15 protein-coding genes are annotated in these 20,407 nt (G+C 69.3%); 6 read left to right on the forward strand and 9 right to left on the reverse strand.

Annotated features, from left to right (window positions below; translation table 11 throughout):
- Positions 1-155 precede the first annotated feature (155 nt).
- The gene (locus MB1_RS26090; RefSeq protein ID WP_066909642.1) at positions 156-422 is read left to right on the forward strand and encodes an ANTAR domain-containing protein; all 267 of its coding nucleotides are present in this window, start codon (positions 156-158) and stop codon (positions 420-422) included.
- Between the two features lie 30 nt (positions 423-452).
- On the opposite strand, the gene purD is transcribed toward MB1_RS26090, so the two are convergent.
- Together purD and MB1_RS16475 are read right to left on the reverse strand one after the other, a co-directional pair.
- The gene (gene purD / locus MB1_RS16470) at positions 453-1,721 is read right to left on the reverse strand and encodes a phosphoribosylamine--glycine ligase (protein WP_066909645.1); all 1,269 of its coding nucleotides are present in this window, start codon (positions 1,719-1,721) and stop codon (positions 453-455) included.
- 103 nt (positions 1,722-1,824) lie between these two features.
- Positions 1,825-5,598 (reverse strand): nSTAND1 domain-containing NTPase, encoded by a 3,774-nt coding sequence (locus MB1_RS16475; RefSeq protein ID WP_084351988.1) that lies wholly within the window; start codon positions 5,596-5,598, stop codon positions 1,825-1,827.
- Positions 5,599-5,762: 164 nt separating this feature from the next.
- Between MB1_RS16475 and MB1_RS16480 the strand changes: the two genes are divergently transcribed.
- Together MB1_RS16480 and MB1_RS16485 are read left to right on the forward strand one after the other, a co-directional pair.
- Positions 5,763-7,184, forward strand: coding sequence for a phenylacetate--CoA ligase family protein (locus MB1_RS16480; protein WP_066909955.1), 1,422 nt, complete (start codon positions 5,763-5,765; stop codon positions 7,182-7,184).
- Positions 7,181-8,299, forward strand: coding sequence for a ThiF family adenylyltransferase (locus MB1_RS16485; protein ID WP_066909651.1), 1,119 nt, complete (start codon positions 7,181-7,183; stop codon positions 8,297-8,299). The genes MB1_RS16480 and MB1_RS16485 overlap by 4 nt, the downstream gene beginning before the upstream one ends.
- A 162-nt stretch (positions 8,300-8,461) precedes the next feature.
- On the opposite strand, the gene MB1_RS16490 is transcribed toward MB1_RS16485, so the two are convergent.
- From MB1_RS16490 to MB1_RS16500, 3 genes are all read right to left on the reverse strand, one after another.
- Positions 8,462-9,088, reverse strand: coding sequence for a TetR/AcrR family transcriptional regulator (locus MB1_RS16490; RefSeq protein WP_169801681.1), 627 nt, complete (start codon positions 9,086-9,088; stop codon positions 8,462-8,464).
- Between the two features lie 332 nt (positions 9,089-9,420).
- The gene (locus tag MB1_RS16495; protein ID WP_066909657.1) at positions 9,421-11,454 is read right to left on the reverse strand and encodes an ArnT family glycosyltransferase; all 2,034 of its coding nucleotides are present in this window, start codon (positions 11,452-11,454) and stop codon (positions 9,421-9,423) included.
- A 4-nt stretch (positions 11,455-11,458) separates the two neighbouring features.
- Positions 11,459-12,928: a bifunctional glycosyltransferase family 2/GtrA family protein gene (locus MB1_RS16500; RefSeq protein WP_084351992.1), complete on the reverse strand. Its 1,470-nt coding sequence runs from the start codon at positions 12,926-12,928 to the stop codon at positions 11,459-11,461.
- A 110-nt stretch (positions 12,929-13,038) separates the two neighbouring features.
- Here MB1_RS16500 and MB1_RS16505 point away from each other — a divergent pair, with 110 nt between their 5' ends.
- The gene (locus MB1_RS16505) at positions 13,039-13,464 is read left to right on the forward strand and encodes an HIT family protein (protein WP_066909660.1); all 426 of its coding nucleotides are present in this window, start codon (positions 13,039-13,041) and stop codon (positions 13,462-13,464) included.
- An 88-nt stretch (positions 13,465-13,552) separates the two neighbouring features.
- Here MB1_RS16505 and MB1_RS16510 read toward each other — a convergent pair whose 3' ends face one another.
- Together MB1_RS16510 and MB1_RS16515 are read right to left on the reverse strand one after the other, a co-directional pair.
- Entirely contained in the window at positions 13,553-15,028 is a 1,476-nt protein-coding gene (locus tag MB1_RS16510) for a sensor histidine kinase (protein WP_066909958.1), read from the reverse strand.
- Positions 15,029-15,084: 56 nt separating this feature from the next.
- A complete protein-coding gene (locus tag MB1_RS16515) occupies positions 15,085-15,786 on the reverse strand; it encodes a response regulator transcription factor (protein ID WP_169801688.1) in 702 nt (233 codons plus the stop codon).
- A gap of 191 nt (positions 15,787-15,977) precedes the next feature.
- Between MB1_RS16515 and MB1_RS16520 the strand changes: the two genes are divergently transcribed.
- Together MB1_RS16520 and MB1_RS16525 are read left to right on the forward strand one after the other, a co-directional pair.
- Positions 15,978-17,018, forward strand: a complete 1,041-nt coding sequence (locus MB1_RS16520; protein ID WP_066909663.1) for a patatin-like phospholipase family protein — start codon at positions 15,978-15,980, stop codon at positions 17,016-17,018.
- Between the two features lie 73 nt (positions 17,019-17,091).
- Positions 17,092-17,955 (forward strand): ABC transporter, encoded by an 864-nt coding sequence (locus MB1_RS16525; RefSeq protein ID WP_245650228.1) that lies wholly within the window; start codon positions 17,092-17,094, stop codon positions 17,953-17,955.
- 71 nt (positions 17,956-18,026) lie between these two features.
- Here the strand turns inward: MB1_RS16525 and eutC are convergent, their stop codons facing one another.
- Positions 18,027-18,839 carry an ethanolamine ammonia-lyase subunit EutC gene (eutC, locus tag MB1_RS16530; RefSeq protein ID WP_066909666.1) on the reverse strand — a complete coding sequence of 271 codons (813 nt, stop codon included), beginning with the start codon at positions 18,837-18,839 and terminating at the stop codon, positions 18,027-18,029.
- Complete coding sequence (locus MB1_RS16535; protein ID WP_066909669.1) at positions 18,836-20,242, reverse strand: ethanolamine ammonia-lyase subunit EutB; 1,407 nt, start codon at positions 20,240-20,242, stop codon at positions 18,836-18,838. Before MB1_RS16535 ends, eutC begins: the two co-directional genes overlap by 4 nt.
- Between the last annotated feature and the right edge of the window lie 165 nt (positions 20,243-20,407).

Here is a 20,407-nt window from a genome sequence, read left to right on the forward strand (position 1 = left end):
GAATCGCCCCTTTCGAGCGGCGCCGTTCGGGGCGTCGACGGTCGGCAATTGACACGAAACGCACTACCGGACCGGGGCGCCGGCATATTTTGGGGGATCGGCCCATACTGTGGGCATGTGGGGCAACGTGGCCCCTGCGTATGGGAGATCGCTGTATGAACATGTTCACTCGTCCCGCGGAGCACGCCTCCCGTACGGATGTCGACGTCGCTACCGGCATTCTGGTCGGCCTGCGCGGCTGCACGGTCTCGGCCGCGCACGACGAATTGCTCGGTGTCGCCGCGGAGCACCGGCTGAGCCCCTTTTCGGTGGCACGAGCCTTGATCACCCTCGCCTCGGGCGGGGTCACCGCGGGTGAATCGTCCGCGGTCGTGGACATGCGCTGGGGCGGGCTGATCGCCCAGACCCACGAGGCGCACTAGGCGCTTGGTGGATCGTCGCCGGTCGGGCCGCTAGGAACCGGCCCGACTCGGCACGCTGATCCTGCCTTCCGCCGCCGCCAGACCGATGTCGGTGCGAAAATGCCCGCCGGGCAGGTGGACGCGGTCCATCGCCGCGTAGGCGTCGGCGCGGGCCCCGGCGAGGTCGTCGGCGACCCCGACCACCGACAGCACCCGGCCGCCGGCCGAGACGAGTCGCCCGTCGCGCAGCGCCGTGCCGGCGTGCATGTATTCGGGTCCCGTCGCGCCGGTGATCGGATCGCCGGTGCGCGGGGTTCCGGGGTAGTTGTTGGCGGCCAGGACGACGGTGATCGCCGATCCGTCACGCCACTGCAGCGCCGGCAGCCGGTCGAGGGTACCGTCGGCGACCGCCCGCAGCACGCCGCCGAGCGGTGTGGTCAGCAGGGCGAGGACCGCCTGCGTCTCCGGGTCTCCGAAGCGACAGTTGAACTCGACGACCGCCGGTCCCTCGACGCCGATCGCCAGGCCCGCGTACAGCAGTCCGGAGAACGGGACACCGCGCGCGACCATCTCGCGGGCGACCGGTTCGACGACGCCGGTGACGATACTGTCGGCGGTCTGCGCGTCCAGCCAGGGCAACGGGGTATAGGCGCCCATCCCGCCGGTATTGGGTCCCGCGTCGCCGTCGCCGACTCGCTTGTGGTCCTGGGCCGGCAACAGCGGCACCACGTTGAGGCCGTCGACCAGGCAGAACAGCGATACCTCGGGACCGTCGAGGAAGGACTCGAGCAGGACGGGGCGGCCGATCTCGAGCAGTTCGGCGGCGTGGTCGCGGGCGGCGGCCCGATCGGTGGTCACCACCACCCCCTTGCCGGCGGCGAGCCCGTCGTCCTTGACGACCCAGGTGGGACCGAAGCGATCGAGCGCCTCGTCGAGCAGGGCGGGGTTGTCGACGATCTCGCTGTGCGCGGTGCGCACGCCGGCGACGCTCATCACGTCCTTGGCGAAGGCCTTCGATCCCTCGATGCGCGCCGCGGCCGCCGACGGGCCGAAGACGGCGAAGCCGGCCTCGCGCAGCACGTCGGCCACGCCGAGGACCAGCGGCACCTCCGGGCCGATCACCACCAGATCCGCTTCGAAATCGCGGGCGGCGGCCACGACCGCCGCGCCGGAGGCGACGTCGACCGGCCAGACCCGAACGTCGGCCGCGATGCCGGCATTTCCGGGGACGCAGGCGATGTCCGTGACGTCCGGATCGGCCTGCAGGGATCGAACGATGGCATGCTCACGGGCGCCGGAGCCGACGACTAGTACTCGCACGGCGAGTCAGCCTAACGGCGAACCCGCCGCCGGGTGACAACCGCTGCGGTATCGGTGCCGATCGACAGTGCGGTCCGGGTTGTGCGGCGGCGCCCGACCCGGCTCATCCGATTCCCCGGCAGGGGTCGTCGGGCGATCGATCCGACAACAGATAGCGCCGCCACTCCTCCGCGGTCGGGGGCGCCGATCCGCTGGTGCACAGCGCGACGATCGCCCGTTGTGGGTCGGTATCCCAGGTCCGCAGCATGCCGACCGGATCGATCCCGGAGACGGTACCGCCGGCCCCGGATCCCAGCACCGTCGCGAAGCGGCCGTACCGCGCCCCGAGGACGGCGAACCGTTCGAACGTCGGCTCGGTCCAGGCCGGTTGACCGACGGGCAGCTCGTCGGTGCGGCTGTGCACCGTCCACAGCCAGACGCCCGAACCGGTCCCGGCGACGATGCGGCGGCCGCCGGAGGCGAAGGTCAGGGCGGCGGTCTCGTCGACCGGACCGTCGAGCACGTCGATCAGGCCCGGATATCGGGGTTGTTCGATATCGAAGACCCGCAGCATGCGATCGGTGCCGACCGCGACCAACAGATCGTCGATGGGGCTGAAGGCGATCGGACCGATCGCCGCCTCGATCGCGGGGTACTCCCCCACCACACCGGCGTCGCCGACATGCCACAGCCGCACGCGCCCGTCGGTCGAGGACGCGGCCAGGATCTCCCCGCGCCGGTCGAAGGCCATCGCATCGCTCGGTCGACCGGTCCGCCCGGGACCGTCGAGCGCTCGCGGCCGGGCGGGGTTGGTGACATCCCACAGTTCGATTTGGGCCGGATCCCGGCTGGCGACCGCCAGGGTCGTGCCGCCGGCGGTGAAGGTCATCGTGTCGACGACCGCCCCGGACGCCCGGACCGGCGGCCCGACGAGGACCGGTCGGGCGGGATTTCCGAGGTTCCACAGGTAGACGCGGCCGGTACCGGAGGCCACCGCCGCGAGCGAGCCGTCCGCGGACAGTGCCACATCGGCCACCACGGGATCATCGGCGGGCAGCGGCAATTGAGCGATCCGCTCGACCGGACCGAACCCGGAGTCGACGCTCCACAGACCGGGTGGGTCGCGCGGCTCCTCCGAGCGCAGCAGCAGGCGACCGGCATCGTCACCCGCGGCGTGGCCCGGACCGTCGGCCGGATCGGCGAGGTCCGGTACCGCCCGCGCCGGCCACAGCCGCACCATCCCGTCACGATCGGCGACCAGAATGACGCCCGCGACGCCGACGGCCACCGACTGCGCCGCCACCGGATCGGGCAGCACCGCGCTGCGACCGGTGACCGTATCCCAGACCGTCACCCCGTCCGCGCCGGCGGCGACCAATCGCCTTCCGTCTGAGCTGAAGTCGATATCTCCGATATCGCCGCCCGCCACGAATCCGGGTATCGGCTTCAGGCCGGTGCCCACCACCTCCCACCGCCGGATCTCGCGGCTCTGGAGCGCGGCGGCCAGAGTGCGACCGTCCGGGGCGAAGCGCAGCGCCACGATTCGACTGCCGCCGGTCTGCAGGTCGACGTCGGCGGGCCCGGTCGGGTCATCGGCATTCCACACCCGCAGCGAGGTATCCCGGGATCCGGCGACCAGCAGCCGCCCGTCGGGGCTGTAGGCCACCGCGGCGGCGGATTCGACCGATCGGCCCGCACCGAGCCGACGCGGTTCGGAGGGATCGCCGATATCCCATCGCAGCAGTACATTCGATGTCGTGGCGGCCACGAGCTGGCGGCCGTCGGGGGCGAAGGCGAACCCGGTGACCGCCGCGCCGCCACTGGTCAGCCGGCCCCGTTCGGTCGGCGAGACCGGATCGGCGATATCCCACAGCTCGATGCGACTGCCCGCGGCGACCGCCAACAGATCACCGACCGGTGCGAAGGCGAGTCCACTGACCGCGCCGCCGATCCCCAACCCGCCTATCCGCTCGATCGACGGCCGGGAGTCGATGCGGACCAGCGACACCGAGCCGTCCGCGAAGCCGAGCGCGGCGAGCGCGTCGTCGGGGGCGATCGCGACCGGACCGCCGCCCGCGGGCCCGATCCAGCGCAGTGGGGTGCCTGCCGAGGTGGCGTCGAGCAACGCCGACCGCGTATCGACGGTCGGCGCCATCCGGTACGCCGCGAGCGCGAGCTGGGCGCCGAGCGCGGGGTCGGATTCGCGCAGCTCATTGGCCTCGGCGGCGAGACTGCGCGCGTCCGCCTCGTCCCGCGCCTGCTCGGTCAGTCGACGCTCCTGCAGGATGCCCAGCCGCAGGTGCACCACCGTCGCGGTCAGGGAGAGCGCCAGCACCGTCAGGATCGCCAGCGCGATGATCAGCCGTCGGAGATGTCGCCGGCGCCGCCGCTCGTGGTCGGCGCGTTCGTCCCGTTCCGCCCGACCGGCGGCGAGATAGTCGCGTTCGACGGGGTTGAGTTCGTCCTCGCGCGCGCCCCCCGGCTGCCACTCCCGCAGATGTTCCAGTTCGCCCGCCCCGGGCAGCGCCGCAGCATCGCCGCTCTCCCGCCAGCGCAGCGCGGCGACCGCCAGCCGCCGGTGGGCGATGATGCCCTCGCGGTCGGCGTCGACCCAACTGCCCAATCGCGTCCAGGCGCTGATCAGCGTCTCGTGGGTGATCTCGACGTAGTCGCGTTCGACGGTCAGCAGGCGGCTGCGCGCGAACTTCTCGACCACGACCCGCACGTCCTCGGCCTCGTCGGCGAAGATCTCGGAGTGGCCGGCCCGGCGGCGCAGGACGGCCGACTCGTCGATCAGGATCAGCCGCAGGAAGAGGCGCCGGGCGAGCAGCCGCTGCTCGGTGGTCAGCTCGGTGTAGACCGACTCGGCGGTGCGGTGCACCGCACCGGAGATTCCGCCGGTGGCGACGTAGTCCGCGACCGTCATCCGCCGCCGGGTCGAATGCCGCCAGGTCTCGAGCAGGGCGTGTGACAACAACGCCAGGGCGCCGTCGTCGAGGGCCGCTCGCGTTCCGCTGGGCGAAAACTCGATCAGCAGCAGTTGGACGAGATCCGCGTCGACCGTCCAGCCGGCTCGACGCGCCGGTTCGACGATCACCGAGCGCACATCGTCCCCCATCAGGCGCCCGACCGTGATCGGCTTGTCGAGGGCGGCGCGCAGGCGCGGTTCGCGTCGCGCGCGGTCGATGTAGTCGGCGCGCAATCCGATCACCACGACGGGGCCGCCCTCGGCGTCGTCGATGTCGGTCAGCACCCGCCGGCAGTGCGCCGGATCGGCGCAGTCGGTCCACAGTTCCTCGAATTGATCGATCACCAGGACGTCCGCCGCGGGCGGGGCGGCGGGCCGCAACTCGGACATTTCGCGCGGGGTCACCGCCGTCACCGACAGGCCCAATCGGCGCAGCGCAGGCTCGAGACCGGCACTCAGGATCGACGATTTCCCGGATCCGGAGGGCCCTGTGACAACAATCACGCGTGATCGATTCCGGTCGGTTCGGACCGCTCGGACACGTCCCAGGACCTGCTCGACGACCAATCCGCGCCCGAAAAACCACTCCGCATCCTCGGCGCGAAACGACTCGAGCCCGCGATACGGATCGCCCGCCGGACGGTCCGATCGAGGTCTGGCGCGGACCCGCCGAGCGGCCTCCAGCCAGGAGCCGGCATCCGCTCGATCGTCGACTCCACAGATTCTCAGGACGTCGACGAACACGTCCTCGCTCGCTTTTTCGGGCACATGTTGACCGCTGAACCAGCCACTCAAGGTCCCCAAAGAAGCGCCCGTTTGCTCGGAAACAAAACGGACGGTCACTCCCGCTTTCTCTCGCAAAGTAGATAACGCGTCGGCAAATTCGGCACGGGTTCGGATTTCCGTTGGATCAGGAAGTGTGGCGGCCATTTTTCCCGAACCTAACTATTTGGACGTTCGTCCGAGGCAAGTACGGACCTTGTACGGATCGACGTCAACATATCGCCTCTTTGCTGGTCACAACTCCAAGATCGACTTCGGAGTCGAATGCCTCATTCGTCGCCTGAAAGGAGACGCAGGTGTCGTCAATCGCCATGTCCACCGCGGAATCCACAACCGGATTCGGTCGAGCTCTGCACACATTCCAGCGAGCAGCGCAATTCGTCCCGGCGTATCGGGATTTCCTCGCGATCCACGACGTGGATCCGCGTTCGGTTCGGACGCCGGCGGACTTCGACCGGGTCCCGGCGGTCACCAAGGAGAACTACCTGAAGCGGTACCCACTCGACATGCTGACCTGGAACGGGGAGATCGGAAGGGCAACGATGTGGTCGACGAGCTCGGGGTCCTCCGGACGGCCCACCTACTGGCCGCGCGACCTGGTCTCAGCGGAGGAAAGCATCGACCTGCACGGGCGGATCTTCCGCCAGAGCTTCCACAGCCACTACCGATCGACGCTGGTCGTGATCGCTTTCGCGATGGGCAACTGGATCGGAGCCGGGTATACACAGGCGGCGGTCACCGCGTTGGCAACCCGCGGACACCGGGTCTCGGTGATCACCCCGGGCATCGACGTGGCCACGATTCTCGACAACATCGAGCGTCTCGCCCCGCTGTACGACCAGGTGGTATTGGTCGGCTATCCGCCGTTCGTCAAGGACGTTCTCGACCAGGCGCCGAGGGAGGTTCTCGCGGCCGACATCAAAGTCCTGCTGGCCGGAGAAACCATCACCGAAGAATGGCGCGACTACGTTCTCGGGAGGATCCGGAAGCGCGGCAATCCGGAACACAGCTGCCTGATCTACGGGACCGCGGACATGGGGATGGTAGGACACGAGACGCCCACCACGATTGCGATCCGACGGGCGGCCCGCCAGAATTCTGCAATACATGAGCAGATTTTCGGCGACGCTCAGGCACCGCCGACTTTCGTGGAGTACGATCCGAACTATCGCTACACCGAAATCGACGAAAATGGATATCTCCTTTTCTCCGCCGACACCGTCGTCCCGTTGATCAGGTATCGCATCAACGATCAAGGTACCGTATACTCCGCCGCCGAATTGTCCGAACTCCTGCGGCGAACCGGCTACGAGCGGCCAATGTACACCTCCAATGACGCGGTCGGATTCCTGTCGTTGCACCGCCGTACGGACATATCGACAACATTTTACGCGCTCGACATCTATCCGGAGAATATCCGCGGCGCACTCGAGCACACGGCGCTGTCCGGCAAGGTGAGCGGCAAGTTCGTGCTATCTTCTCGCAGCGACGACCGGTTCGAGCAGACCCTCGACCTGCAGGTCGAACTGCAGAACGGTCAGTGCCCGTCCACCGAACTGGCGGAGCAGATCCGCAAGCTGGTGATCGAATCCCTCGACACCACGAACACCGAGTACCACAAGCTTCATCAAACGATCGGCGACCGCGCGGAGCCCGAGGTCACGTTGCACGAATTCCGATCGAAGCGGTTTCAACACAGCATCAAGCACCGGTGGAATGGAGTGGGCGCATGATCGAGATTCTGGAACCCGGCGTCGATGATGCCCGTATCGCCGAGGTGCTCGCACCCGCGTCCGGGCTGCGCTATGTCGACGCGTGGAAGTGCTCCCTGCAGGAGCTGGCCGAGATCGCCCGCCCCGACCGCGATCCCGACAGCGTCGCGACATACCTGGCGACAAACTGGACCGAGGAAGCGATCGAGCGGAGCAGCCGATACATCGTCTACCCCTGGCGCCGCACCGTGGTGCGCCTTCCGGACTCGGAGCGCTTCTGGGACCTGCGTACCGCCCGCAACCGGTACCTGCTCGACCACGACGAGCAGCAGCAGTGGTCGTCGGCTCTGATCGCGATCGCCGGGCTCAGCGTCGGCGGGTCGGTCCTGTCGGCCTGCTCCCTGACGGGCGCGCGCCGATTCCACCTGGCCGATCACGACACCCTCGCGCCGACCAACCTCAACCGGCTGCAGGGCTCGGTCTGCGATCTGGACGAGCCGAAACTGGTCCTCGCCCAGCGACGCACCCTGGAGATGGACCCCTACTCGCAGATCACCCCGTTCCCGGACGGATACACACCGCAGATCTCCGACCGTTTCCTCGGCCTCAGCGGTGAGCGGCCGGCGGTGCTGCTCGAGGAGATGGACAACCTGGCGATGAAGGTGCACATCCGCATCGTCGCGCGGGCGGCCGGGATTCCGGTGGTGATGGCGACCGACAACGGCGACAACGTGATCGTCGACGTCGAGCGCTTCGACCTGGATCCGGACTATCCGCTCTTCCACGGTCGGGCCGGCGAGCTGACCGGGTTGACCGGTGACGAGTTGAGCGATCCGGCGAATCGGGTGCGGATCGCCAATGCGATCGTCGGCAGTGAGGTGACGCCGCGCACCCGGTACTCCCTGACTCAGGTCGGTCGGACGCTTCCGTCGTGGCCGCAGATGGGTACGGCGGCCACCGCGGCCGGCGCCATCGGCGCGCTCGCCGCCCGGTACGTCGTCTGCGACAAGACGCTCGCCTCGGGCCGCTATCGCCTCGATCTGGATCGCGCCCTGGTCGGCGACCACGCCGGCGCGGCGCAGCGCTGGAACGAACTCGACGAGGAGAGCTTCCGGGCGATGTTCAACACGGCCTGAGGTTCACCGGCGCCCGACGTCGCACCCCGGCCGGGTGTTGCTCCGGCCGGGGTGCGACATCCGGTACAACACCGACGACCGGCCCGAGTTCCCCTCGCAGCGGGGATCTCGGGCCGGTCGAATGTTCGTTGCGCGGCCGGTGAACGACCGCGGAAGTCGGCTCTACTTCGGCTGCAGGGCCGGGAGCAGCTGACTCAGGACGATCTCGGTCGCCTTGTTGACCGACTCACCGGGACGCGTCACCGTGCGCAGCAGCAGCGCGTTCGCGTGGTACGTGGCGATATCCGCGGCCGGCGGTGTCGCGGCGAATTCGCCGGATCGCTGACCGTACTCGATCGGCATCTGAAGAATGGCGGGGATGCGGACGATATTGCGCACGTCGGCATCGTCACCGGACCGCGGCGGCCCCTCGGAACTGACCGTCTGTTCGTGTACCGCAGCCACCAACGCGAAAGTCAGCGGCTGATTCTTGCGGCACATCGTCGCGAAGCGACGCACCTGGCGAACCAGAACCTCCTCGGGCGGCTTGCCCGCGACGAGCTCGGATTCGGCTTTGTCGATCAAGCCGTTCACCAGAGGCGCATATACGTGAGCCAGCAGCGTCTGCTTGTTGAAGTGAGTGAACGCCGTCGCGACACCGACGCCGGCATCACGGGCGATGTCCTCGACCCGCGTTGCCTGCCAGCCGTTTGCGGCGAACCGCTCGCGGGCGGCATTGATCAACGCCTCCCGAGTCCGGGTTCGTTTGGTTTCGGCACTGCGTTGCCGGGCGTCGAGATTGGTACTCACAGCGGTGACTGTACACGCGCCACTTCCACGGTCGTGACTGCGCCGCCCCACCGTTTTCCCCGTGTGTCGAGACCTGCCGAAGAGAAATGATCCCATTCCGTAGTTCGACCGAATGACCACCCGGTCGAGGCCGCGACCTCGACCGGAAGTTCTCGATCCCGCTCGGACAACCATTTGGTACGAGAATGGCCCAAACCGGAGTCCATTTCCGCAGCATTTCCGCAGGATATCGAGAAACCGACCGGAGTCCCCCTTTCGAGAGACCCCGGTCGGCGCGGGTTTCCGGCTCGTGCGGGGACGCAACCATTAGCGGGCTACGTCCTCCCCCATTGCTACGTCAGGTCGTACAAAGTGACGCCGTCAATGGTTGTCGCCGTGAAGTTATCTTGCACCCAAGTTGTTATCTGCGATGCCGTGCCGGAGCCGCCGGCGCCACCCATTCCACGCCCACCGGCGATGAAGTAGTGGATCAGGCCCTGCTGCACGTCACTCTGGAACTCCTCGAGTGTCGGCGAGGGATCGCTGCCGTTGAATCCGCCGACCGGCATCACCGAGTGACCGACGGCCAACTGGTACCCGGCCGCCGAATTGGAGCCGACGGTCGCCGCGACCCAGGTGTAGTTGTCCGCATCGGCCGACAGCAGCGAGACGATCTCCGCCGACGGGTTGGACCCCTCGAGCAGGTTGCCCGCGGCGTTGTCGCCACCGGCCATCCCACCGTCGCCGCCGGGAGCGCCCGGGAATCCGCCCGGAACTCCCATCTGGCCGCCCTGACCGGCGCCCTCGCCGGCACCCGGGAATCCGCCGCGGAAGCCCCCGGGACCACCCTGGGCGGTATTCGGACCGGCGGACACGATCGATCCCGAGTGATGGGTGGCCACCGTATCGACCGCATAGGCCGTCGGACCGGCCAGTCCGACAAAAGCCGCGGTCAGCAGGGCCACGATCGCCATCCGACCCCGCGTCGTCGCCGGGATGACCAGCAGCACCGCCGCAACCGCGCCGACGACCACGATCGACCAGCGCAACCACGGGAGGAAGTCGGAGACCCGCGAGAGCAGGATCCACGACATCACCGCGGTCGCCACCACCATCAGACTCATACCGAGTCGGGCGGCCACCGCGGACCGTCGCCGCCACAATTCGACGAACCCGATAGCGACCAGCGCCGCCACCGCGGGAGCCAACGCCACCGTGTAGTAGGCGTGGAAGATGCCCGCCATGAAGCTGAAGGTCAGCCCGGCGACCAGCAGCCACAGGCCGAAGACCAGGTACGCCGCCCGGCTGGGATCGGTGCGAGCGGCCCGCCGGTGGATGACCAGGCCGGCGATCAGCGCGATCAGCGCCGCCGGGATCAGCCACGCGATCTGGCCGCCCTGTGCGGGCTCGAAAAGCCGCAGAATGCCGGTGCCACCCCACATCCCGCCGCCGGCGTCGCCGCCGGGAAAACCGCCGCCGGCATCCGCCATCGAGGACGCGTAGGCCGAGGCGCCGGTGCCGCGGCCGGGCACCACCGATCCGCGCTCATTGCCGCTCAAACGGCCGAAGCCGTTGTAGCCGAAGGTCAACTCGAGGATCGAATTGTCCTGCGATCCGCCGACCCACGGCCGCGACGAGGCGGGCCACAATTCGACGAGTGCGACCCACCAGCCCGCGGCGACGACCATTCCCGCCAGCGCGGCGAAGAGGTGACCGATGCGCTTGACCAGGCCGACCGGACCCGCGATCAGATAGGTGAGCGCCAGGGGCGGAACGAGCAGCATGATCTGCAACTGCTTGGTCAGGAATCCGAACCCGCAGAGCACACCGACGGCGATCATCCAGCGCAGTCGGCCGGTCTCGATCGCTCGCGTCAACGCCCAGACCGCGGCGACCATCAGGAAGACCAGCAGCGCGTCGGGGTTGTTGAAGCGGAACATCAGCGCCGCGACCGGGGTCAGGGCCAACAGCAGTCCGGCCAGCAGGCCCGTGGCCGGTCCGAATGTCCGCCGAACCGTGCGCCACAGCAGGGCGACCGAGGCCACGCCGAGCAGCGCCTGCGGCACCAGGATCGACCACGAGCTGAGCCCGAAGGCGCGCACCGACAGGGCCATGAGCCACAACGACATCGGCGGCTTGTCGACGGTGATCGAGTTCGCCATATCCGACGAGCCGAAGAGGAACGCCTTCCAGTCCAGCGAACCGGCCTGGACGGCGGCCGCGTAGAACGAATTGCCCCATCCGCCGGCCCCGAGGCCCCAGATGTAGAGCACCGCGGTGCCGAGCAGCAGCGCGGCCGCCCCGATCAGTTCCGGGTTGAGCCGGCGCCCGGGTTTCGGCTCGGCCGGGGGTGGGGTGACACCGGTGGTGTCGATGACGGTTGCCATCGGATTATTCGGTCCTTTCCGTACCGGTGGGGGTGGTGGTGATGCGGCGCGGCCCTCGCAGCGGGATGACCGACTGTCGGTCGGCGAGTTCCCGATCGGTGTCGGCAAGCTCGACGGCGGGCAGGGCGGCGGCAGGGCGGCCGGCGCCGGACACGCCGGTGACGGCCATCTCGGCGTCGGGCCGGTCGATCGGAGCCTGGTCGACCCGCCGCGCCGATGCGGCGGCGCGGGTGCGCCAGATGCCCCAGCGCAGCACGGCGAATCGGGTGATGGTGGACACCAGATTCGCGACGATCAGTACCGAAAGCTCCACGCCGTGTGAAACATTCGGCGACCACGCGTGCAGCAGGGCGAGGCTGCCGCTGGTGAGCAGGAGGCCGAAGCCGAAGACGGCCAGACCCTGGAGCTGATGGCCGACCATACCTTCGCCGCCGCGGACTCCGAAGGTGAACCGGCGGTTGATCGCGGTATTGAGCACCGCGGTGATCAGCAGGGAGAGCAGATTGGCGGCCTGGGCACCGAGCTCCGGCCGCATCACCAGGTAGAGCAGCGCGTAGGCGATCGTCGAGGCGATGCCCACGACGCCGAACCGCACCAGCTGTCCGAGCAGCACGGTCGAAACCCCTGCCACCCTTCGGGTCTCGTGTTGTTGTGGTTGCAACGGCGATCGGCCCAAGGCGGTTCGCACCTCCGAGATCGGTAGGGTTCCGGTGGCGAGGGCACGGGCGACACGGCCGCAGCCGCGCACATCGGCCAAGGCGGTGGCGACGATGTCCACCCGCGAGTCGGGGTCGTCGATCCAGTCGACGGGAACCTCGTGGACGCGCAGACCGCTGCGCTCGGCGAGGACGAGCACCTCGGTGTCGAAGAACCATCCGGTGTCCTCGACCAGCGGCAGCAGCCGGCGGGCGACGTCGGTGCGCATCGCCTTGAAGCCGCACTGCGCGTCGGAGAAGTGCGCCCGCATGAAGGTGCGCAACAGCAGGTTGTAGCTGCGCGAGATGAATTCGCGCTTCGACCCGCGCACCACCCGCGCGGAGCGGGCCAGGCGCGAGCCGATCGCGAGATCGGAATGCCCGGAGATCAGCGGCGCGACCAATGGGATCAGACCGTTGAGGTCGGTCGACAGGTCGACGTCCATGTAGGCGACAACCGTCGCATCGGATTCGAGCCAGACCGTCTTGAGCGCCCGACCGCGCCCCTTGGCCTCGAGCCGACGGAACCGGACGTGGTCGAGTTCCTCGGCCAGACGGGCGGCGATCGTCGGGGTGGCATCGGTGCTGGCATTGTCGGCGATCGTGATCGACCACCCGTAGGGGAAGTAATGGCCCAGATAGTCGTACAGCCGGCGCACGGAATGCTCGAGCTCGCGCTCCTCGTTGTAGACCGGGATCACCACCTCGACGGTGGCGATGGCCGGATCGACCGCAGCCGGTCCGACGCGGCCGAGGCCGCGCTGTTCGATCGTCGTCATAGCTCTTACGCTCGACCGCAGCGCCGGCATCACCCCGGGGCGAAGCCGGCAGAAACCCGGGGACGCCGGCCGGCGGATCGCATACCGCCCAACGGCGGCATACTGACCGCATGACCTCGGTTTTCAGTGCCATCATCGCAGGTGATCTACCCGGACGATTCGTATGGGAGGACGACACCGCCGTCGCATTCCTGACGATCGGACCGCTGACCGTCGGCCACACCCTGGTGGTGCCGCGCGAGCAGATCGACAACTGGCAGGACGTCGACCCGAAGGTTTTTGCGCACCTCAACGAGGTAGCCCAGGCCGTCGGACAGGCGATCGTCGCGGCCTACGGCTATCCGCGGGTGGGGCTGTCGATCGCCGGCTTCGAGGTGCCGCACCTGCACCTGCACGTCTTCGGCGCCGCGGACCTGAGCGACTTCGACTTCTCCCGGGTCGACACCAGCCCGTCGCCGGAGTCGCTCGACGACGCGCGGGACCGGATTCGTGCCGCGCTGCGGGACACCGGCCATGGGGAGCACGTCCCCGCCTGACGAACGCGACCGTGGATCGGTGAGAGCGGGCCGGCGAGGAGATAACCTCCTCGCCGGCCCGCTCTCGCAGATGGGTGCACGCCGCCGGTCAGTCCTCGGGGTCCTCGTCGTCGGGATCGTCCCCGCCGGGCAGGGCGATCCCGGGAAGCAGCACCACGAAGCGGCTGCCGTTCTCCGGCGCGGTGTACAGCTCGACGCGGCCGCCGTGGGCGGCGACGATCGCGTGCACGATCGACAACCCCAGCCCGGCGCCGCCGCCGCTGCCGCGCGATCGCGAGCCGTCGGCGCGGTAGAACCGCTCGAAGACCCGCTCGGCCTGCTCCGGCGGCATCCCGGGGCCGGTGTCGACCACCTCGAGGACCGCCGCTCCCCCGGCGACCGAGGATCCCACCGATTCGTCGGTCACCCCGACGCGGACGGTGATCGAGGCGCTCGGCGGAGTATGCCGCAGCGCATTGCTGACCAGGTTGGCCATCACTTGACGCAGCCGCGCGTCGTCGCCGAGGACCACCGCGGGCCGGTTGCCGAAGACCTCCAGCCCGACCGTGCGCTGTGGGGCTCGCGCCCGCGCATCGTGTACCGCATCGCCGGCGATGCGCAGCAGGTCGACCGGGACCCGCTCGATCGGGCGTTGCGCGTCGAGCCGCGCGAGCATCAACAGGTCCTCGACCAGTACGCCCATCCGCCGCGACTCACCCTCGATCCGATCGAGGATGCGGTCGACGTCGTCGTCCGCGCCCTGGCGGTAGAGCTCGGTGAACCCCCGGATCGTCGTGAGCGGGGTGCGCAGTTCGTGGGAGGCGTCGGCGACGAAGCGCCGCATCCGATCCTCGGAACTGCGGGCGGTCGCCTCGGACGCCGCGGTATCGGCGAAGGCCTGCTGGATGCGGGCCAGCATCATGTTCAGCGCGGCCGACAATCGCCCGACCTCGGTGCGTTCGTCCCAGGTCGGGACCCGTCTGCTCATATCGCCGTCCGCGATGGCGGCGGCGATGTGTTCGACTTGGACCAGCCGGCGCAGGCTGCGGTGCACCGCCAGATAGCCCACCCCCGCCAGGAAGGCCAGCACGACCGCGCCGACGACGATCTGCAGCACGATCAGCCGGTCGACCACCGCCTCGGTGTCGTCGAGCGGCAACCCCACGATCGAGTTCGCCAGCTGCCCGTCCAGCACCGTGTCGGTCGACAGGATGCGCCAATGATGTTGGCCGCTCTCGGAATTCACCGTCTGCGGCTGCCCCTCGGCCAGGTCGTCCGGGATGAGCGGCGGGTCGTCGATCAGGGTATTCGGCGTCTGGAAGACCCCATCGGTCGCCTGGATCCGCACGAAGAACTCACTGGGCGGCAAGTCCGGGCCGGGACGGCGGGTGCCGCTACTATCCGACAGGCCCTGCCGTGGCCGAGCCCACCCGACCGCCGCGTCGTGCAACGAATCGTCGATCCGCGAGATCAGCGAGGTCTGCAGTGACGAGGTCACCAGCACGGCCGAGGCGAGCAGACCGGCGGCGCTGAGCACCACCAGGGCGACAACCAGGATCACCCGCAGCGGCAGCCGTCCGGGCAGCGAGCGCAACGCGGCCGATCGGGTTGCGAGGCGCGAGGGCCTCGCCGGGGTATCGCTCACGAGGACGGCAGGCGCATCACGTAGCCGACGCCGCGGATGGTGTGCAGCAGCCGAGGCTCGCTCGTATCGATCTTTCTCCGCAGATAGGACACATAGGATTCGACCACACCGACGTCGCCGCCGAAGTCGTAATGCCAGACGTGATCGAGGATCCGCGGCTTGGACAGCACCACCCCGGCGTTGACCATGAAGTAGCGCAGCAGCGTGAATTCGGTGGGCGAGAGCTGCACCGGAACACCCGCCTTGCGGACCTCGTGACTCTCGTCGTCGAGTTCGATATCGGCGAAGGTGATCCGCGACGACGACTCGGGGGTCGAGTGCACCCGCCGCAGGATCACCCGCAGACGGGCGACGACCTCCTCGAGGCTGAACGGCTTGGTGACGTAGTCGTCGGCACCGATCGACAGGCCGGTCAGCGTATCGTCCAGGCCGTCGCGGGCGGTCAGATACAACACCGGCGACTCGATGCCGTCGGCGCGCAGCCGGCGCAGCACGCCGAAACCGTCCATGCTCGGCAACATCACATCCAGGATGATCGCGTCCGGCCGGAAGGTGCGCGCCTTGTCGAGAGCCGCGGGCCCGTCGGCGGCCGTCGCCACCTCGAAGCCCTGAAAACGCAGGCTCACCGACAGCAACTCGACGATGGTGGGTTCATCGTCGACCACCAGGATCTTCGCTTCCGGCGCGGTTCCCGCCATCCGTCCCACCGCCGTCAGTTGAGTTGATTCGGTCACCGGCTCAGTATGTCCAGCCACCTCTAGGGTGGGCCGGCAGCTTCCCGGGAACAAGCTGTGAGCATTTCGGACAATTCCCGCCGGCCCGCGGCGGTCGACCGAACGTTCGCTCACGGCCGCCGGGCCGTCACCTTCTCCGACTACCATCCGCGTCCATGGGTAAACGGGTCGCGGTGGCGCTCGGCAGTGGCGGTGCCCGAGGGTACGCGCATATCGGAGTGCTGCGGGAGCTCGAGGCCCGCGGCTACCAGGTCGTCGGGGTCTCCGGTTCCTCGATGGGCGCACTGGTGGGCGGGGTCTACTGCGCCGGTCACCTCGACGAGTTCACCGAGTGGGCGGTCGGGCTGAGCCAGCGGGACGTGCTGATGATGCTCGACCCATCGTTGACCGCCGCCGGCGGTGGTCCGATCCGCGCGGAGAAGCTCCTGGGCCGGGTCCGCGAGATCCTGGGCGATGTCAGCATCGAGGATCTGCCGATCCGCTTCACGGCGGTGGCCACCGACCTGGTGATCGGGCGCACCGTCTGGTTTCAGCACGGCCCGATCGACGAGGCGATCCGTTCGTCGATCGCGATTCCCGGGCTGATCTCGCCGCGGCTGCGGGACGGTCGGCTGCTGGCCGACGGCGGCATCCTCGATCCGTTGCCGATCATGCCGATCGCGGCGATGAACGCCGACATGGTGATCGGCGTCAGCCTGGGGGCGGAGGATCCGATGTCGACCGACCTGATCGACGCCGCCACCATCCGACCGATCGGCGACTGGCTCGACCGCGTCCGCCAGAACACCTCGCAATTGCTCGACTCCGAGATGGCGCGCACCGTGCTGCGGCGGCTCGGCGCGGGGACAGCCCGCACGGTCACCGAGGACGGGGACGAGGACCTTATCGCGGACTTCGACACCCTGACCGAGACCGCGCCGCAACCGGTCGATCGGGCGTCGACGGGGATGACCGCGGCGCGGCTGAGCACCTTCGAAGTGCTCAATCGGTCGATCGAGGTCATGCAGGCCTCGCTGGCCCGCCACCACCTCGCCTCGTATCCGCCCGACCTGGTGATCACCGTGCCCAAGAACGCCTGTCGCACCCTCGATTTCCACCTGGCGGACGAGATGATCGGCCTGGGGCGCGACCTCGCGGCGACCGCCCTGTCCGCCTACGAGGAGTCCGCCGGCACCCGGGTCGGCTACCGACTCTGAGCGGTCCGCCCGACCGGATACCGGCTGCGCGACTTTGCCCGAATAGCCGTGTCGGGCCGTCTACAGTTATGGCATGAAGTTGGTGTCGATGATCCTGGCTCCCGCGCAGTTGGCGGTCAACACCGCCTCGTCGGCGCTCGCGGTGGCCGGTGCCACCATCGGCGCCGCCCGGCAGACGATCGGGTCGGCCGCGGACAGCTCGCTCAATGCCGTCGCGCTGGCGAACCCGAACGCCGGCCCGCTGATGATGCTGCAGCAGCTCGCCGAGCTCACCAACGAGGACCGCGCGCTCGGATACGCGATGCGCAGGGGCGGTCCACTCGACCGGTTGCTCGCCCCCGGTGGTGTCGTCGATCGGCTGACCGCACCGGACGGCGCCCTGGAACGGTTGATGGCCGAGGGCGGCGCGGTCGAGCGGTTGCTCGAGCCCGGTGGTGTGGTCGATCGCCTCTTCGCCGAGGGCGGCGCGGTCGACCGGTTGGCCGCCGAGGGTGGCCTGATCGACCGGGCGATGGCCCCGGACGGCCCGCTCGACCGGATCACCTCGCCGAACGGCCCGGTCGACCGGCTGACCGCGCCCGGTGGGGTGCTCGATCAGGCGCTGTCGGAGGGCGGCCTGATCGAGACGCTGCTGTCGAGCGACGGTGCGATCCAGCGGCTGACCGCCCCGGACGGCCCGCTCGACCAGTTGGTGACGCTGGCCGAGGCGTTGACCTCGGTCGCACCGAACCTGCAGCGCATGACGGTGACCGTCGACGTGCTGCAGGAGACCGCGGAGATCCTGGCGGCGGCGGTCGTCCCGCTCGGCGAGTTGGTCGGGCGGCTGCCCACCAAGTGGTTGCGGTCCGCGGTGCCGGCGATCGGCGCCTCGTCCTCGACGTCGCGGCGCCGGCCGGCTCCGGCCGGAACCCGCGGCGCCACACCGGTTATCCCCTGACGCGTCCCGCCCCGGGCCGGTGACCCCGGTGGGCGGCCCGGGGTGTCGGGCCGGCCGCCCGGGATCGGTAGCTATTCGAGGGCCGGGTCGTCGGCCGCGACCACCGCGACCGGGGCACCCGAGGTGTCCTTGAGCGCGACGCCGGACGCTCCGAGCGCCCGCGCCCCCTCGACCAGCGACCGCACGATGCGCCCGGCCTGTTCGTAGCCCAGCCCGCCCGGCGGGTGGATATTCGAAATGCAATTGCGTTCGGAATCGCGGCGTCCGGGGCGTGGGCCGTAGGTCAGGTAGATGCCGAGGCTGTCGGCGACCGACAGGCCCGGCCGTTCCCCGATGATCACGATGACGATGCCGACGTCCAGGGCGGCGCCGATGTGATCGCCGAGAGCGACGCGCGCCTCGGTGGCCAGCACGGGTGGTGCGATCGAGAAGGGCGGTGACAACGCCTCGGCCAGCGCGGCGACCAGGGCGACCGCGTGGGTATCGACCGCGGTGGCCGACAGTCCGTCCGCGACGACGATGCCGATATCCGCACCGGTCTTCGGGACCGCGCCGAGGTCGGCGGGCATGCGCCCGAGATCCGGGCGGCGCAGATACTCGTCGCGGGAGGCGGCGCGGCTGGCGACGACCACCGGTTCGCCGAGTCCGAGGTCGCGCAGCCCGGCGGCGACCGCGTCGATGTCCATCGGCAGGTGCACCGCATCGCGGGCGGCGGCGTGGTCGGACTGGAAGCGCAGCACGTCGGAGGTCGAGACGGTATTGCCGGTGCGGTGTAAACCGATGCGCGCCTGCGTGGTTCGCCGCAGATCCGCCCACGGATCGGCGGGCGCGTCACCCGAATCCGGTTGTACCGCAGCGCCGGAACGGTCGATCGACTCGCTCATGACGCGGCCAGTCCGCGCAGCGGGGAGGCGGCCGGGTCGAGCGGCAGCACCCGGCCGGCGCTGTCGGCCATGCCGACGCGTTGCATCCATTCCTCGAATTCCGGTGCGGCGCGCAGGTTCAGCGCTTCCCGGACGTACAGCACATCGTGGAACGACAGGCTCTGGTAGCCGAGCATGATGTCGTCGGCGCCGGGGACGGTGATCACGAAGGCGACCCCGGCCATGCCCAATAGGCTCAGCAGGGTGTCCATATCGTTCTGATCGGCCTCGGCGTGGTTGGTGTAGCAGACGTCGACCCCCATCGGCAGGCCGAGCAACTTGCCGCAGAAGTGATCCTCGAGGCCGGCGCGGATGATCTGCTTGCCGTCGTAGAGGTACTCGGGACCGATGAAGCCGACCACGGTGTTCACCAGCAGCGGCTGCAGGTCGCGGGCGACCGCGTAGGCGCGGGTCTCGAGGGTCTGCTGGTCGACCGGTCGGCCGTCGGTGCCGAGATGCGCGCCCGCGGACAGCGCGGAACCCTGCCCGGTCTCCAGGTACATCACGTTGTCGCCGACGGTGCCGCGGCCGAGCGAGCGACCCGCCTCGTTGCCCTCCCGCAGCAGCGCGAGGTCGACCCCGAAACCGCGGTTGGCGCCCTCGGTGCCGGCGACCGACTGGAAGACCAGGTCGACCGGAACCCCGCGCTCGATCAGCTCGATCGTGGTGGTGACGTGGGAGAGCACGCAGGATTGCATCGGGATCTCGAAGCGCAGCCGCACGTCCTCGATCAGGTGCAGCAGCGCCGCGGTCGCCTCCGGGGAGTCGGTCGCCGGGTTGATCCCGACCACCGCGTCGCCGCAGCCCAGCAGCAGCCCGTCGAGCAATCCGGCGGCGATACCGCGCGGGTCGTCGGTCGGGTGATTGGGTTGCAGCCGCGTCGACAGCCGCCCCGGCAGACCGATCGTGGTGCGGAACCTGGAGATCACCTCGATATGCCGGGCGACGGCGATCAGGTCCTGGTTGCGCATCAGTTTGCTGACCGCCGCGACCATCTCGGGGGTCAGCCCGGCGGACACCGCGTGCAGGTTGCGCGCGCCGTCCGGCCCGGCGACCTGAGCGAGCAGCCAGTCCCGCAGGCCGCCGACCGTCAGATGGGAGATCGGTGCGAAGGCGGCGCGGTCGTGGCCGTCGATGATCAGCCGGGTGACCTCGTCGTCCTCGTAGGGCACCACCATCTCCTCGAGAAAGGTGGTCAGCGGCAGGTCGGCGAGCACCCAGGCGGCGGCGGCCCGTTCGGCGTCGGATTCGGCGGCGCACCCGGCCAATTCGTCACCGGAGCGGGCCGGGGTCGCCTTGGCGAGCACGTCGACCAGATTGGCGAACCGGTAGGTGTGCCCGCGGATCGACTGGTGGTACGTCACGGGTGCCCCGCGGGGGTGTCGGCCGCGACGCGACCGACCGTCGTTGTGCCCATGGTGGTTGTGCCCATGGTGGAGGCCACCTTCCTCGAGCCGTCCGGAGCAGGCATCTGCCTGATCATTCATACCGCTTCCGGCAGCGGTCGGCTCGGTGAATGGGCGGCCCCG

Source organism: Millisia brevis NBRC 105863, assembly GCF_001552615.1.
Classification (GTDB): domain Bacteria; phylum Actinomycetota; class Actinomycetes; order Mycobacteriales; family Mycobacteriaceae; genus Millisia; species Millisia brevis.